Origin of the sequence: Saccharopolyspora pogona, assembly GCF_014697215.1 — a bacterium.
Taxonomy (GTDB): Bacteria; Actinomycetota; Actinomycetes; order Mycobacteriales; family Pseudonocardiaceae; genus Saccharopolyspora; species Saccharopolyspora hattusasensis.
Window position 1 is genome coordinate 2,001,039 of sequence record NZ_CP031142.1, and the last position, 13,745, is coordinate 2,014,783.

The 13,745-nt window shown below is 63.9% G+C and carries 13 protein-coding genes; 4 read left to right on the forward strand and 9 right to left on the reverse strand.

Features of this window, described 5'->3' with window-relative positions:
- Window positions 1-155: 155 nt before the first annotated feature.
- The 3 genes from DL519_RS09020 to DL519_RS09030 all read right to left on the reverse strand — a co-directional run bounded on the left by DL519_RS09020 (window position 156) and on the right by DL519_RS09030 (window position 2,416).
- Window positions 156-788 (reverse strand): NmrA family NAD(P)-binding protein, encoded by a 633-nt coding sequence (locus DL519_RS09020; RefSeq protein WP_223838593.1) that lies wholly within the window; start codon window positions 786-788, stop codon window positions 156-158.
- A gap of 12 nt (window positions 789-800) precedes the next feature.
- Complete coding sequence (locus DL519_RS09025) at window positions 801-2,081, reverse strand: ISAs1 family transposase (RefSeq protein ID WP_190812573.1); 1,281 nt, start codon at window positions 2,079-2,081, stop codon at window positions 801-803.
- A 110-nt stretch (window positions 2,082-2,191) separates the two neighbouring features.
- Window positions 2,192-2,416 (reverse strand): hypothetical protein, encoded by a 225-nt coding sequence (locus DL519_RS09030; RefSeq protein ID WP_190813915.1) that lies wholly within the window; start codon window positions 2,414-2,416, stop codon window positions 2,192-2,194.
- Between the two features lie 1,106 nt (window positions 2,417-3,522).
- Here DL519_RS09030 and DL519_RS09035 point away from each other — a divergent pair.
- The 3 genes from DL519_RS09035 to DL519_RS48505 all read left to right on the forward strand — a co-directional run bounded on the left by DL519_RS09035 (window position 3,523) and on the right by DL519_RS48505 (window position 7,723).
- Complete coding sequence (locus DL519_RS09035) at window positions 3,523-5,862, forward strand: LuxR C-terminal-related transcriptional regulator (RefSeq protein ID WP_190813917.1); 2,340 nt, start codon at window positions 3,523-3,525, stop codon at window positions 5,860-5,862.
- A gap of 676 nt (window positions 5,863-6,538) precedes the next feature.
- A complete protein-coding gene (locus DL519_RS09040; RefSeq protein ID WP_190813919.1) occupies window positions 6,539-7,555 on the forward strand; it encodes an ISAs1 family transposase in 1,017 nt (338 codons plus the stop codon).
- Window positions 7,556-7,594: 39 nt separating this feature from the next.
- The gene (locus tag DL519_RS48505; protein ID WP_263399604.1) at window positions 7,595-7,723 is read left to right on the forward strand and encodes a hypothetical protein; all 129 of its coding nucleotides are present in this window, start codon (window positions 7,595-7,597) and stop codon (window positions 7,721-7,723) included.
- Here the strand turns inward: DL519_RS48505 and DL519_RS09045 are convergent.
- The 5 genes from DL519_RS09045 to DL519_RS09065 all read right to left on the reverse strand — a co-directional run bounded on the left by DL519_RS09045 (window position 7,713) and on the right by DL519_RS09065 (window position 11,790).
- Window positions 7,713-8,216 carry an NmrA family NAD(P)-binding protein gene (locus DL519_RS09045; protein WP_190813921.1) on the reverse strand — a complete coding sequence of 168 codons (504 nt, stop codon included), beginning with the start codon at window positions 8,214-8,216 and terminating at the stop codon, window positions 7,713-7,715. The genes DL519_RS48505 and DL519_RS09045 overlap by 11 nt on opposite strands.
- Before the next feature lie 229 nt (window positions 8,217-8,445).
- Complete coding sequence (locus DL519_RS09050) at window positions 8,446-8,769, reverse strand: transposase (RefSeq protein ID WP_190823862.1); 324 nt, start codon at window positions 8,767-8,769, stop codon at window positions 8,446-8,448.
- Between the two features lie 306 nt (window positions 8,770-9,075).
- Window positions 9,076-10,050 (reverse strand): NAD(P)H-binding protein, encoded by a 975-nt coding sequence (locus DL519_RS09055; protein ID WP_190813923.1) that lies wholly within the window; start codon window positions 10,048-10,050, stop codon window positions 9,076-9,078.
- Between the two features lie 29 nt (window positions 10,051-10,079).
- The gene (locus DL519_RS09060) at window positions 10,080-11,057 is read right to left on the reverse strand and encodes an alpha/beta fold hydrolase (RefSeq protein WP_223838595.1); all 978 of its coding nucleotides are present in this window, start codon (window positions 11,055-11,057) and stop codon (window positions 10,080-10,082) included.
- Window positions 11,058-11,091: 34 nt separating this feature from the next.
- Window positions 11,092-11,790, reverse strand: a complete 699-nt coding sequence (locus DL519_RS09065) for an SDR family oxidoreductase (protein ID WP_190813928.1) — start codon at window positions 11,788-11,790, stop codon at window positions 11,092-11,094.
- A 184-nt stretch (window positions 11,791-11,974) separates the two neighbouring features.
- Here DL519_RS09065 and DL519_RS49375 point away from each other — a divergent pair, with 184 nt between their 5' ends.
- Complete coding sequence (locus DL519_RS49375; protein ID WP_317891437.1) at window positions 11,975-12,337, forward strand: alpha/beta fold hydrolase; 363 nt, start codon at window positions 11,975-11,977, stop codon at window positions 12,335-12,337.
- A gap of 119 nt (window positions 12,338-12,456) precedes the next feature.
- On the opposite strand, the gene DL519_RS09075 is transcribed toward DL519_RS49375, so the two are convergent.
- Window positions 12,457-13,698 carry an aldehyde dehydrogenase family protein gene (locus DL519_RS09075; RefSeq protein ID WP_190813930.1) on the reverse strand — a complete coding sequence of 414 codons (1,242 nt, stop codon included), beginning with the start codon at window positions 13,696-13,698 and terminating at the stop codon, window positions 12,457-12,459.
- Window positions 13,699-13,745: the final 47 nt, after the last annotated feature.

Sequence of the window (13,745 nt, forward strand, 5' to 3'; positions counted from 1 at the left end):
CGGCAGGTTCCAGCTTCGGTGGACGCGTTCGTCTGGCTGTGGTTGTATCGGACATTGCACCGGCGCAGCGCAGCCGCCTGAATGCGCAGCCAGCAGCTGACGCTCAGCGATGTGCAGCTCGTCATGGGCCACGGTTCGTATTGCCGCGCGCCCGTTTACAACTTGCCCCTCCTCATATCCGCACTGCCCTTAAGGATCGGAGAGTCGCTGCGCCAGTTCTCGGGTTGGACCCTCTCCCAGAGACTTCCCTTACCGAGGCCTCTTCCCATCTGATCTTCTCGACGGAACCACTCCTCAGCACTTCTGATCCTGTGGGGGTGAATTTCGTCGAGCAGAGCGTAATCCCTGGTGATGATTCCGTGTTTCCACACATTCCAGAAGCCCGTGAAATTGTCCCGAAAGCTCATGGTGCTTTTGTCGTTGGGATCGGCGTTGTATCCGGCAGGGAGATCAGCAACCTCCTTCAGTGGGCCGTTCCAATACGTGTCCAGATCAGTATCGATGTACTGTGCCGGATGCCCGGTGACCTTCTCGAATGCTGCAGCCATATCGGTATAGGTCATGTGTTCGATGGCGACTTCGAGGTCCATGCCATTAGCCGGCTCTGGATGGTCAAAGAGCCAGCGAACGTAGAATCCGCTATCTTCGAGAGCCACATGGGGAACGGCTCCCTTGCCAAGAGGGACTCGCCAGGTGACGACACCGTCCTCGATGGTGGGCGTCATGGGCGTGAGCGGTGAGATCACCATCTCAATGTAGGGGCCTGAAGTGAAGACCGCCGCTCCCATCCCAGGAGATCGTCAAAGTCGGTTTGTGCTGGTAGCGGCTGCGATGATCGGAATGATTCGGGTTCGGTCAGCGGCGATACGTTCCAGAGTTCGGGTGATCTGGGTGATTCCGGCCAGGCGTAATAGCCCGAGGGCGAGGTTGCGGAGGGTGGCCATGACCTGGGCTCCTGTTCCGGTGTAGGCGTGTTGGTGGTCTTCGCGGTAGACGACGTCTCGAACCCAGTGAATCTTGTTCTCTATGCCCCAATGTTGGCGGACGAACCGGGCGATCAGGTCGGCGCCGGCTTGTTCGGCGGTCAGGCTGGTGATGCCGTGCACGACCTCCTTGGTCAGGTGGTTACCCGCGTGGTCGAAGGTGTCGCGGCGGATACGAAACACTTGTGCGGCACCGGGAAAGTCAACATCGTTGGCCGGTGCGACCCAGATCTGGCGGCGCACGATCTTGCCTGTGCTGCGGTCGGTTTCGGCGTGATGCGCGGTGCCCGGCGCGGCCGGCGGGAGCACTGAGGCGATCTGGGTGAGCAGGGTGGGCTGGTTGCCTTTCACCGTGAGTGCGTAGTGGCCGCCCCGGTCCTGGGTCAGGTACGCGGCGGTGGTGTGCTGGGCGTGCGCGGCGTCCCCGGTGACGACCACACCGGTCAGATCGATGTCCTTGAGCAGCGCGGCCACCTGGGTGATCTCGTTGGTGCCCTCAGGAACCCGCAACTGAGCAATGACGACGGCTTCTCGGTGCAGCATCGCCGAGAACAGCTTCACCTCGCTGCCTTCCGGATCGCCGGGCGCCACCGTGTTCCGCAGGGTCTTGCCATCCATGGCCACACCGACCAGTCCCTCTGGTCCGTGGTCATCACCCCCGGCCACATCGACGCCACGGGCCAGGGCCGCAGCCGCAGCTTGCTCCCGCAGCCACCGGCACACCTGCTCATCGGCGGCGTCAGCATCGATATCGTGCGCCACCCGACGAATCGTCGATTCGCTGGGCGCGACATAACGCCCGGTCAACAGGTGCCGACGGCAGCCGGCCAACACCAACAACTCCTGCGGCAGGTCCGCGGCACGATCCCCCGCTTCCCGGAAGTTACCGGCCCCGGCCAGCGCTGCGAACACCGTTACCGCCAGCACTGAACCAACCCGGTGACGAACCCCGCGCGGCTTGCGCGGGTCAGGCACCCGACTCAGCATCTCGACCAACCCGCCCACCGCGGCAACACCGACGTCCATGCCGATCTCCACGGACGCACCGAACCCGCCAGCAATCGGCGAGCACGAATCCTGGACATGCGACACTGACACCGGTGGCCTCCTGTTAGGTCGATGATCAAGGTGTGGTAACCCGCATCATCGCAGGCAGAAGGCCACCACCCACATCCAGACACACCACGCGTCACCACGCACTCAGGACTTCACACCAAGATCACAAACTTTGACGTTCCCCTGGCGTACAGTCCGAGGACGCCGGAGGTGATCCCTAATCCGAAGAACACGGTGAACGTTGCGCCAGGCCACCACGAGTTCGTGTAGGCCATGGCGACGAACCAGCTGCTGAACGACCGCTCGCCGACCGCGTAGTGGCTAAATGTGGAAAGATCCTGCCGCTTCTTGGAGACATGCAGTACGACGATGATCACCGCAAAGAACGCTGCAAGAACGGTCCATCCGTTGCGTTTCGTGCACGAACGGCTCGATCCGCCGAAGCCGCAGCCGCCTGTGATCCTGTCCTCACAAACACATGATCAACAGGCGGCTGCCCTACATCGAACGCAGCCCCCAACCACACATTCCCGCAGGTCAAAAACCAAATGGCTGCTGCCGTACTAGGAACAGCGTCAACACGTCGGGGAACAACTGATGTTCCGAGACCTAACCGTACGTGATCGATTCTGGGCTTCTCAGCCGAATTATCCCATCCAGCTCACGACCTGGGTAGGTCTCGCGTTTTGGAATCATGCCAGGCGCCTTCACACGTCGACTGAGCCTTGAGAGCAGTCACGGAGCGGGTACGCATAATTACGAGAACCTCGGCGCACCTCCAGTCCTGGGCGTGCCCGCGAGTTGATCCGTGCAGGTCAACAGCCATCGGCGTATGACGGGCTTACCGTCCGGCGTGATCGCGTCTCCTGCTGGTCCGCTTTGTCAACTCGCTGCCGCCCACGTCTTTGCTGCCCTGCAACGCTGGCCGATGACCGACCGCGAGAAAGACCGGAAATACCACCCTCCGTCACCAACTCGCCACCGTGTGCCATGATCAGTGACCAGGAAACCTGAAACAGACCAAAGTGAGTCGGTCCCCCTAAACAGCTTGCCCTCCGGGGCAGCCCGTTGCCGCCACGGGGGTTCCTCCGGTTTCGTTTCGGGGGCACGTACACCAGTTGGCTTGTTTCCGTTGCCGCACACCGAGTTCGCTCGCAACGCCGCCGCAGCGCCTTACGGGTCACGGCGCCACCCGGTCAACGCGCACAACTGGTCCGAGATCGCGGCCTTGCCGGTCTCGGATGCTGACCGGTAGCGCGTGACGCTCTGCCTGTCACCGCCTGACGCTGACCCATCGTCCAATCCCATCAGCGCGATGAGCCACCCCTACCACCGCGGATCGGCGACATGCCGGTACGCGGGCATCCGTCCGTGAGGCAACGACTCATCCACGCGGGCGTTTTCGAAGAGCCCACGCGTGACATTGACTTGACCACGTCCTCCAGTACTATGGAAGGTTGAACTAGATTCTCTGGTGGTTCTGATGGTCAGTGTGTCGGGCGGTCTGCCGGGGGAACCGACGAGCTTTGTGGGCCGACGGCAGGCTGTGGCGGAAGTTAAGCGATTGATGTCAGCGTCGCGGTTGGTAACGTTGACTGGTGCTGGCGGCGTGGGTAAGTCGCGGCTCGCGTTGCGGGTAGCTCGGGATGTTCGGCGGGCTTTCCCGCAAGGGGCGTGGTTGATCGAGTTAGCGAAGCTGCAGGACCCATCGTTGCTGTATCACGCCCTATTTGAGGCGTTGGAGTTGCGTAACCGTTCGACGCGCGCGTTGGACGCGGTGTTGATCGAGTACTTGGTGGATAAGCGTCTGCTTCTCGTTTTGGATAACTGCGAGCATCTGCTCGATGCCTGCAGCGAGCTCGTCAGCAGGCTGCTGCCCGCTGCCCCCGGCGTGCGAGTTTTGGTCACCAGCCGGCACTCACTGGATGTGGCGGGCGAGCACGTGTGGCCGGTGCCGTCCTTGTCGGTGCCCGATGTGACCAGCACGAACAACAATGGCGAACTGACGGGCAACGACCCACGGCAGGGCTCACAGTACGAGTCGCTGGCATTGTTTGAGGAACGTGCTACCGCGGTGCTGCCCGGTTTCGAGCTGAGTGGGGATAACGAGATTGCCGTGACGCGGCTGTGTCAGCGGTTGGATGGTTTGCCATTAGCTATCGAGTTGGCCGCCGTGCAGATGCGAGTGTTGTCGGTAGAGGAAATTGTGGCCCGGTTGGAGGACCGGTACCGACTACTGACGAGCGGCAATCGAGGCGCTTTGCCTCGCCACCAGACGTTGCGGGCAGCAGTGGAGTGGAGTTTCGATCTATGCTCGGAGCAGGAGCGGGTCTTGTGGGCTCGGTTGTCGGTGTTCGCCGGGGGATTCGATCTGCAGGCCGCGGAAAGCGTCTGCGCGGATGAGGGAATGAACGCGCAGGACGTGTTCACCGGAGTGGCGGGGCTGGTGCAAAAGTCGGTTCTTACTCGCGAGAAGGGAATAGGCTCTCCGGCGCGGTATCGGATGTTGGAGACGATTCGACAGTTTGGACACGAGCGGCTTGTCGACAACGGCAAGGAATTGATAGTGCGCCGCCAACACCGGGATCACTATTTTCGTTTCGCGGAGCAGCTTTACGCCGGTTGCTTCGGCCCCGATCAGAAGCAGTGGAGCCAACGTCTCAGACTCGATAGAGCTAACCTTTGGAGGGCACTCGACTTTTGCCTGACTGAACCGGGCGAATCCCGCGCCGCGATACGCATGGCAGCGGCACTATGGTATTACTGGATCGCGTGCGGTTGCCTGCGTGACGGACGTTACTGGCTGGGACGAGCACTCGCGAAACATACGCAGCCCGACCGGGACCGCGCCTGGGCGCTCTGTATTAATGGCTATATTGCCGGCCTGCAAGGGGACATCGCGCAGAGCATCGTGCTTCTCGACGAGAGTTGTGCACTAGCACGCCAGAGCGGCGACGAACGGGTGCTGGCGCATGCGACGCAGTTCTTGGGCATGACCTACCTGTTGAAAGGTGATCTCGCGACCGCGACGACGATGTGGGACCGGTCACTCGCCGAGCATCGGGCGTTGGACGAACTGAACTGCCTTACCGGTATTGCATACATTCACCGATCGTTGGCCGCCGCCTGCCTAGGGGATCTCGACAGTGCTACCGATATCTTCCGCGAGTGTCAGAAATTCTGCGCAGCGCATGGCGAGCAATGGGTAATGTCCTGGGCTCTGTGGGCGATTTCCTTTGCTCGGTTGATCGACGGCGACCTCAGCGAAGCACGCGCACGCATACGGGAGGCGCTTGGGATCATGCAGAATCTCGATGATCTGCTGGGCCAGCCGGCTTGTCTCGACGTGGCGGCCGTGATCAGCGCTGCTGAAGGCGACGTCACACAATTTGCGCGGCTGCTTGGAGCAAGCGACGCGATGTGGCGGCCGATCGGTAACCCTCGGTTCGGCTTCTACGCCTTTAATGAGCTATACGCGGAATGTGAAACGCGGGCTCGGAGATCACTCGGGGATAGTGCGTTTGATGCTGCTTATGAACAGGGCGCGCAGTTGACTATTCGTCGTGCCGTCGGTGAGGCCCTCGGTGAGAAAACGAAGCCGTCCACAACGGTTTCTGCCCCTGCCGCGTCCGCGGAGCCATCGCTCACTCGCCGTGAACGCGAAACTGCCATGCTCGTTGCCAAAGGCATGTCCAACAAAGGTATTGCAGAACAACTCGTCATTTCACCGCGCACTGTCGAGTCCCATGTCGAGCATATTCTGGTCAAACTCGGTTTCAACACTCGCACCCAAATCGCCACCTGGGTGAGGCAAAAATTCTAGTCTCTCGCCTCCTTGCCTCCTCTCGTCTCCCGGCCTCGATCTTTCGTGATGTTGACCGGTCGATCTTGGTGGCCGTGTTGTTGAAAATCGATGCATCGCCGTCCGCGCGCGCTGGGTAGGTCTCGCGTTTTGGAATCATGCCAGGCGCCTTCACACGTCGACTGAGCCTTGAGAGCAGTCACGGAGCGGGTACGCATAATTACGAGAACCTCGGCGCACCTCCAGTCCTGGGCGTGCCCGCGAGTTGATCCGTGCAGGTCAACAGCCATCGGCGTATGACGGGCTTACCGTCCGGCGTGATCGCGTCTCCTGCTGGTCCGCTTTGTCAACTCGCTGCCGCCCACGTCTTTGCTGCCCTGCAACGCTGGCCGATGACCGACCGCGAGAAAGACCGGAAATATCACCCTCCGTCACCAACTCGCCACCGTGTGCCATGATCAGTGACCAGGAAACCTGAAACAGACCAAAGTGAGTCGGTCCCCCTAAACAGCTTGCCCTCCGGGGCAGCCCGTTGCCGCCACGGGGGTTCCTCCCAGGGCTGAGGCAAAGTCGGTTTCTGGTTTCGTGACCTGCTGAGATGCGTTGCGACACACCGATGTTTCGGTGTTGTGGGGCGGGCATGGCATGGCGGCTGATCATGGAGGTTCCTTACGCCTGAATGACTTGGAGCCTCGCCGTGCCCGCTGCGCCATCTTCGCTTATCGAGACCCTCGCCGTCCATGCAGGGGCGGTCGGCGAGCTCGACGCCGGGTCGGCGACGGGCCTGCTGTCGGCACTGGAACAGGTTCCCGATCCGAGAAAGAGACGGGGTGTACGCCACCGGTTCTCGACGATCCTGTTCCTGTCGGTGTGCGCCGTCGCCACGGGCGCGCGCTCGTTCGCCGCGATCGCCGACTGGGCCGCGGCCAGAGCCGGTGACACCCTGGCGGGGATGGGCGTCACCGCGCCGAACGCCTCGACCTTCCGGCGGGCGCTCAGCTCGTTCGCCGGCGACGACTTCGACAGGATCATTGGCCGCTGGGCAGCCGGGCGACTCGCCGCCGCCCATGCCCGGCGCAAGAAGGCCCGCACACGAAGGGCGATCGCTGTGGACGGCAAAGCACTACGCGGCTCCCGCGACGGCGAGTCCCGCGCCCGCATGGTGATGGCCGCCGTCGACCACGACATTCCCGTGGTCGTCGGCCAGGTCGAGATCGACGAGAAAACCAACGAGTTGCCAAACTTCTCCGTGGTGTTTGACCAGATCGAGGACCTGACCGAACTCGTCGTCACCGCTGACGCACTCCACACCCAGGACGCGCACGCCGCCTACCTGCGCCGTCGAGGCGCGTATTACGTGTTCACCGTGAAGGGCAACCGCAAGAAACTCCGCAAACAGTTGGCAGACTTACCGTGGAACGACGTCCCGGCCGGACACACGGAGACCGAGACCCGCCATGGCCGCAAGGTGACCCGCACCTACAAGGTCGTCACCATCGCCGCCGGGATCCTGTTTCCCGACGCTGCCCAAGCGATCCGGATCACCCGCACCCGCAAGCGTCGCAACAGCAGGAAACGAGCCCGCACCGAGATCGTGTACGCGATCACCTCCCTGACCGCCGAACAGGCCCGACCCGTCGAACCCGCTGCCTACATCCGCGGTCACTGGACATGCGAGAACAAGTTGCACTGGATCCGAGACGTCACGCTCTGAGAAGACCTCTCCCGCGTGCGAACCGGCGGCGGGCCCCGCATGATGGCCTCCCTGCGCAACCTCGTCCTCAGCCTCCTGCGCCTGGCCGGTCACACCAACATCGCGAAAGCCTTACGCTACAACGCGAACCACCCGAAACAAGCCGTGAAACTGGTCCTCACCAGCTGAAACACGACTTTGCCTCCGCCCTGGCTCCCATCCTGTCCCTGTTCTTTTCGTTTTGAAACAGTATCCATTCCGCCATGCGACCTTTGCCGTCATAGTGGCCGGTGCGAAACCTGGAGTCGTATCCTGATTTCTTGAGGGCGTAGTCGAGGTTTCCGTAGACGAAGAATTTGATTCCTTCTTCAATCGCTATCTCGTAACTGCGGATGGCCCAGTAGGTCTCGGTTTTCTCACCGGTGTTGAACCCGTCGATGTTGATAAATGCCCCGTCAGAGCTGCGAAATCCTTCCCGGAGCACGTCTTCGTCGGCGAATGATCCTTCAAGGAGGGAGACGTTGCCGAGCGCGAGGAGGGCCTGAGCCCGCAGGGAGGTGGAATCGCGGGTGAGGACTCGGACGGAGTACCTCTTGTCGGCGACAAGAGCGCGGACGATGGGCATCCCTTGAGCCCCTGTGCCGCCGACGACAAAGATGGTGGACGTGGCGTGAGAAGACATGGCTTTTGACTCCAGAGGGTGAATACGCACCCGATCAGTACGCGATGGGCGCGGCATATTCGAGACTGATCTGTGCATCAGCTTGGCGATCAATGGCACCGGTTGACGCTGCACCGATAGCCCGTGGGCGGTCACGCAGACCTCGGCGACTGCGCCTCGGAAACCGATCGGTTTCCACTAGCGTACACCGATCGGTTCCCGAATGGCAAGCGCCCAGGTATCCGGGTCTTCAAAGTTGAGCGGTGCGGAGGTGTCCGTGGGCTCGGCGGGTGGTCATGCAGCGTGCGCGTAGGCGTTGATTGTCGGCGTCGCGGAAGCCGAAGGCGGCTTGAGCGACGAGTTTGATCACGCGGTTGATGCCCTCGCTCTTGGCGTTGCTGTGTCCGGTGCCGATGAACGCTTCGATCTCGGGCCACCAGCGGTCGACAGTGGCGGCGAGCTGGCGCACCTCGGGGATGTCTGCGTCTGCGCACCAGGTGAGGAACTCCCAGTGGACGTGGCCGACTTGATGGCGGTCGGCGGCGCTAACGGCCGAGGCGAGGAAGTTGCGCAGGTTCTCAGCTGGACCTGGCCGATCGTTCCTTCACCCAGCAGCGCGTTCCACGTGGCCGCGAACTGTTCGTCGGTGAGGTCCTCGCGATTCCGCAGCAGCCGTCGGCTGGCCTTCTACTCCGGGTCGGTGGCGCGTCCACGCTGGCCCCCAGAACTCGGCAGTGGTGCGGCGTCGCACCATGGACAGCATCTTGTTGGCGAGCTGGACGACGTGGGGCGGCGGAGACCGAGCGGCTGGGATGCCGCCTGTGGCCCAGGCGGAGGCTCCGGTGTGGCGTCATTGTTCGGCGCTGGGCCGTTCAGTGGTTCAGGCGGCCGCCAGTTTCCGGATGCGTGGATGGTTCTCCAGTGCCCACCGCACGGTCTTCGGTGGGCGCTCAAGCAGGGTTTCCAGCTGGTCGGTGACGCCGCAGTACCCGCCGCCGGCGATCAGTCGGGTCAGGGTCTTCAAGTGCTCCGCAATATGCGGAAACTCGGCCAGGGCGCTGTCCACGTAGTTCTCGTTCCAGGTGTTGACCTCTTCGGGAACGTAGACGACCTGGCGTCCCAGCGCGGCTCCATAGTCCTCCGCGAACCCGTGCATGTCCTTCAGTTCCGGACCGGTGAGCTCGTAGGACTTCGAGATGTGCGGCGCGGGGTCGGCCAGGATCTTCGCGCACAGCTCCGCCACGTCGTAACTTGCGATGGGCGCGAGCCGCTGGTGGCCAAAGGGCAGGCGCAGTTCACCGTTGCTCAGCGGGCCCAGCGGCAGCCAGGTCAGGATGGGGTTCTCGACGAACATGGCCGCCCGCACGTTGACGGTCGGGATGCCGGACCAGTCCAGCACCTGCTCGGCGATCCAGTGGGCCCGTTGCTGCGGCGACCAGTCGGTGACGAGTCCGCCGAGCCACGAACGCCGTTCCTCGCCTGGTGCGGTCATTTTCTCGAACGTCATGAACGACTGCTCGTACTCGGAGATGTTGACGAAGGCCTCGATGTCTCCCTGGGCCCGCGCCGCCGCGGCCATCAGGCTGACGGCGTCGGTGTAGTAGGGTGAGAGGCTCATGCTGAAGTAGATGCGTCGGCAGCCCTTCAGCGCGGCGGTCACGTCGGCGATGTTGAGCAGGTCACCGACGCAGACCTCGGCCCCGGCCTGGCGCAGCGACTGCGCGCGTTCGCCGTCCCGTCGCACGAACGCGCGCACTGGGTGACCTTGTTCGAGCAGCATCTCGACGATCGTTCTGCTCACGCCACCGATTTCTCCGGCGGCGCCGGTGATCAGGATGGGATTGCGGTCTGGCATCGACGTGTCCTCGGTCTGGTTGGGGTGGGTCAGCTGTTCAGGGCGAGGAAGTCGAGGAGTGCGGCGTTGACCTCGGCGGGACGCTCCTGCTGGGTCCAATGCCCGCAACCCGGCAGCACCACCGGGCCGTGCAGTTGAGGCGCGACAGCGCTCAGCGAGCTGCCCTCCTCCGGGGCGCGCAACGAGGTGACCATGTCACGGTCTCCCACCACGTACAGCGCAGGGACGTCGATCCTCCGCCCCCGGAAAGGCGCGAGCAGTTCGTTGTTGCGTTCGATGTTCCGGTACCAGTTGAACGCTCCGGTGAAAGCCTGCTTCCCGTGCAGGGCGAAGTCCTCGGCGTACACCTGGATGTCCTGCTCCGTCAGCCAGGCCGGGAGCACGGGCGACTCGGGCATGGTGTCCAGGAGGCCCAGACCCTCGGGTATGACCAACGGGCGGGGCTGCGTGCTGTCCGGGGTGTCGCCGGAGGCACCGACCAGGATGCGGCGGAAGGAGTCCGGGATGTCCTGGGCGAGCTCCGCGTCGGCGACTCCCGGCTGCTGGAAGTAGATCTGGTAGAAGCCCTCGCCGTACTGGGTGCGGGTGATCGAGGGCGGGACCATCCCGCCGGGCAGAATCGGCGGAATACTGAGCCCGGCCACCGCGCGGACCTTGTCCGGGCGCAGCATCGCCGCGATCCAGGCCACGGGTGCACCCCAGTCGTGCCCCACGACGACCGCCTGCTCCTCCCCCAGCTCCTCGATCAGGGCGATCACGTCGCCGACGAGGTGGAGCAGGGTGTAGGACGCGACCTCCGGCGGCTGCTCGCTACGGGCGTAGCCGCGCTGGTCAGGGGCAACGACCCGGTACGCGGCCGCCGCCAGCGGCCCGAACTGGTGACGCCAGGAGTACCAGCTCTCCGGCCAGCCGTGCAGCAGCAGGACCAGCGGCCCCTGCCCCTGCTCGGCGATGTGCAGCCTGACCCCGTTCACGTCAACGAAGCGGTGGGTGACCGAACTGTCCACAAGGGACCACCCTCTTGAAATCCGTGAGTGCGTGTTACTGCAGCTGGGTGTACATGGCTTCCACATCAGCGGAAAGCTGCGACTTGATCCAGCGTGTGGTGTCATCGGCCAGAACCTCGTGTACCCCCGCCTCGATGCCGTCAAGCGCGGCCACGGCGACGTCGCGGGGGTCGGCCTTGGGGGCGTCGATACCCGACGTCATATCGGTGTCCACGTAGGCCACGTGAAGCCCGGTCACCGCGATGCCGCGCGGCTGCAACTCCAGGCGCAACGAATTGGTCTGCGACCACAGGGCGGCCTTGGAGGCGCTGTAGGGCGTGGTGTCGGCCAGCCAGGACCGGGCGGAGTGGACGTTGAGGATGTGGCCCCCGCCGTTTCGCTCGATGATCGACGCGAAGGCCCGGGTGACCAGCAGCGGACCGTAGAAGTTGGTCTCCAGATCCCGGCGCACGTCCGCCATCGAGGAGTCGAGGTACGAAGCGCGTACCGAGGCGCCAGCGTTGTTGATCAGGATGGTGACGTCCTGAGCCTGCTCTGCGGCAGCCGCCACCGATGCCGGGTCGGTGACCTCAAGCGCCAGCGCAACGGCATCAGGGTGCGTCACTGTCCGCGGGTCACGAGCCGTGGCGTAGACCTTGCCGGCACCACGTGTGTAGAGCTCCTCGACCAGCACCTTGCCGATACCCCGGCCGCCTCCAGTGACGAAGACGTTGGCGCCCTTGATTGCTGTCACGACTGCCTCCAGAATCGAAAACTGATCGGTTTCCCTCACTGTAAACCGATCGGTTTTATCCTGCAAGTCAGTTGAGGCTTGTTTTCAAACCGGCCAGCAACCATGCGAGTCGCACTGCGATCTCGGGCGGGTCACGCCACCGCGTTCAAGATGATTCCCGGCTTGGTGGCATCCGGCCGACCTGATCGGATTCGGCCGCTCCGACAAGCCGGGCGACCGGGCCGCTTACACCTACGAGTCGCACGTCGCTTGGACCGGCGACTGGCTGGACCAGCTCGACCTCGCGGACATCACCCTGTTCGGTCAGGACTGGGGCGGGTTCATCGTCCTCGTGCACGTCGGGCTCACATCCGACCGATTTGCGGCCGTGGTCGCCGCCAACACCGGCCTAGCCGCCCCGGGCGTCCTCGCCACGTTCACCCCGGAGCAGCTCGCTCCGGCAGCCAGCGCATTCCGGCACTGGCGGGAACAGTCCGAGACGTCACGCTCGCATTCGAGCGGAGCTTCGAGACCCACGTCCCAGGTGCGCAGGGGGCGAAACCATTGAAGATCCCCGACGCCGGCCACTTCCCGCAGGAGCAGCAGCCACGCCTACTGGTCGACGCCATCCTCAGCCTCGGCTGACAGCCGAAGTTGCAACGCGAGGTCCTCCGCGGGTCTCCGGAGTCAGTGCCGAGCCGGCAGCACGGCGTACTGGCGGATGTAGAGGTCGCTGTAGGTGACCGGGCCGCGCGGTCCAGGCACGTTGTCCAGGTTGATGCCGGTTTCCGGAATCGCGAGCAGTTTAAAGCCGTCCAGCAGCCGGGTCGGCGCGTTCCAGAAAACACCGGTTCCGGTGTAACCGTTGAAAAACGCCTCCGCTGCAGCGGCATCTTCGGTGACGATACCCGCGGGCAGCCGCGAAGTCTGCTCATTGGCGATGCTTACGGCCTCGATGAGCGCATCGACTTTGGCCACGGTGACCGTGGCCTCCCGCTCCCCGTCCAGCGCCCACTCGTAGCCGATCGCGTGTTCATGAGGCGGCAGCGACGGGATCACTCCACACCCGGCAAGTGCTTCGGCCGCCACCGGCCACAGACTGCCGTAGACCGCGGAGTGGATGAGCAACAGGTTGAGCCGGTTGCACACGCCAAGCCGATCGAGGCTGCTGATCACGAGCGCACGCACGGTTTCGGCATCCGCTGCCTCATCGACGTAGAGGACACCGCCACCATCGGCGTGGGCCAGCGTGCGGACGCCATGAGTGGCGGCCTCGGTGGCCAGGAAACGGGTGCTCTCGCCGCTGCCCCGCAGGATCACCAGCGGCACCAAGGCTGGCAGCTGGACCAAGGCCGCCGCCGCCTCGCGCTCCACCCTGGGCACGAGCTGCATCACGTCGGAGTCGATACCGGCGTCGGTGAGTGCGGGGGCGATCACCGAGTCGAGCAACCGCTGAGCCGAGCCCAGCGCGGCCGAACCGGTGCGCAGCACCCCGGCATTGCGCGACTTGACCAGCTGGGAGGCCACGTCGACGGTCACGTTGGGCCGCGCCTCGTAGTTGGCACCGACCACGCCGACTGGTCGGCGCCGTTCCATCAGCTGCAGTCCCCCGTCGAGCGCCGAGATCGAGATCGAGCGCTCCTGGTGCGGCGCCTTGGCCAACAGCCGCAGCTGCTCGGCTATCTCGGCAAGTCGTTGCTCGGTAATGATGAGCCGGTCGAGCAGCCCAGCGCTCATGCCTTCGGCACGCGCCGCCGCGACGTCGGCCCGGTTGGCTTCCAGCACCGCCTCCCGGCTCTCGAACAGCCGATGAGCCATCGCGGTCAGCGCCGCATCGAGGGCCGTCTCGGGTGCGGCGGCCAGGGACGGGGCCGCCTGCTTGGCCGCACGCGCACACTCCTCGACCACCTTCGCCACGCTGTCCGCCACAGCAACTCCCTCTCGTCCTTGTTACCGCTTTGCCAGCTCAACTGACC

Bases quoted from the DNA above. Each gene is read 5' to 3' on its own strand.
- DL519_RS09020 (WP_223838593.1), bottom strand. From the start codon at position 788: ATGGGAGCGGCGGTCTTCACTTCAGGCCCCTACATTGAGATGGTGATC.
- DL519_RS09035 (WP_190813917.1), top strand. From the start codon at position 3,523: ATGGTCAGTGTGTCGGGCGGTCTGCCGGGGGAACCGACGAGCTTTGTG.
- DL519_RS48505 (WP_263399604.1), top strand. From the start codon at position 7,595: ATGATGGCCTCCCTGCGCAACCTCGTCCTCAGCCTCCTGCGCCTGGCC.
- DL519_RS09045 (WP_190813921.1), bottom strand. From the start codon at position 8,216: ATGTCTTCTCACGCCACGTCCACCATCTTTGTCGTCGGCGGCACAGGG.
- DL519_RS09055 (WP_190813923.1), bottom strand. From the start codon at position 10,050: ATGCCAGACCGCAATCCCATCCTGATCACCGGCGCCGCCGGAGAAATC.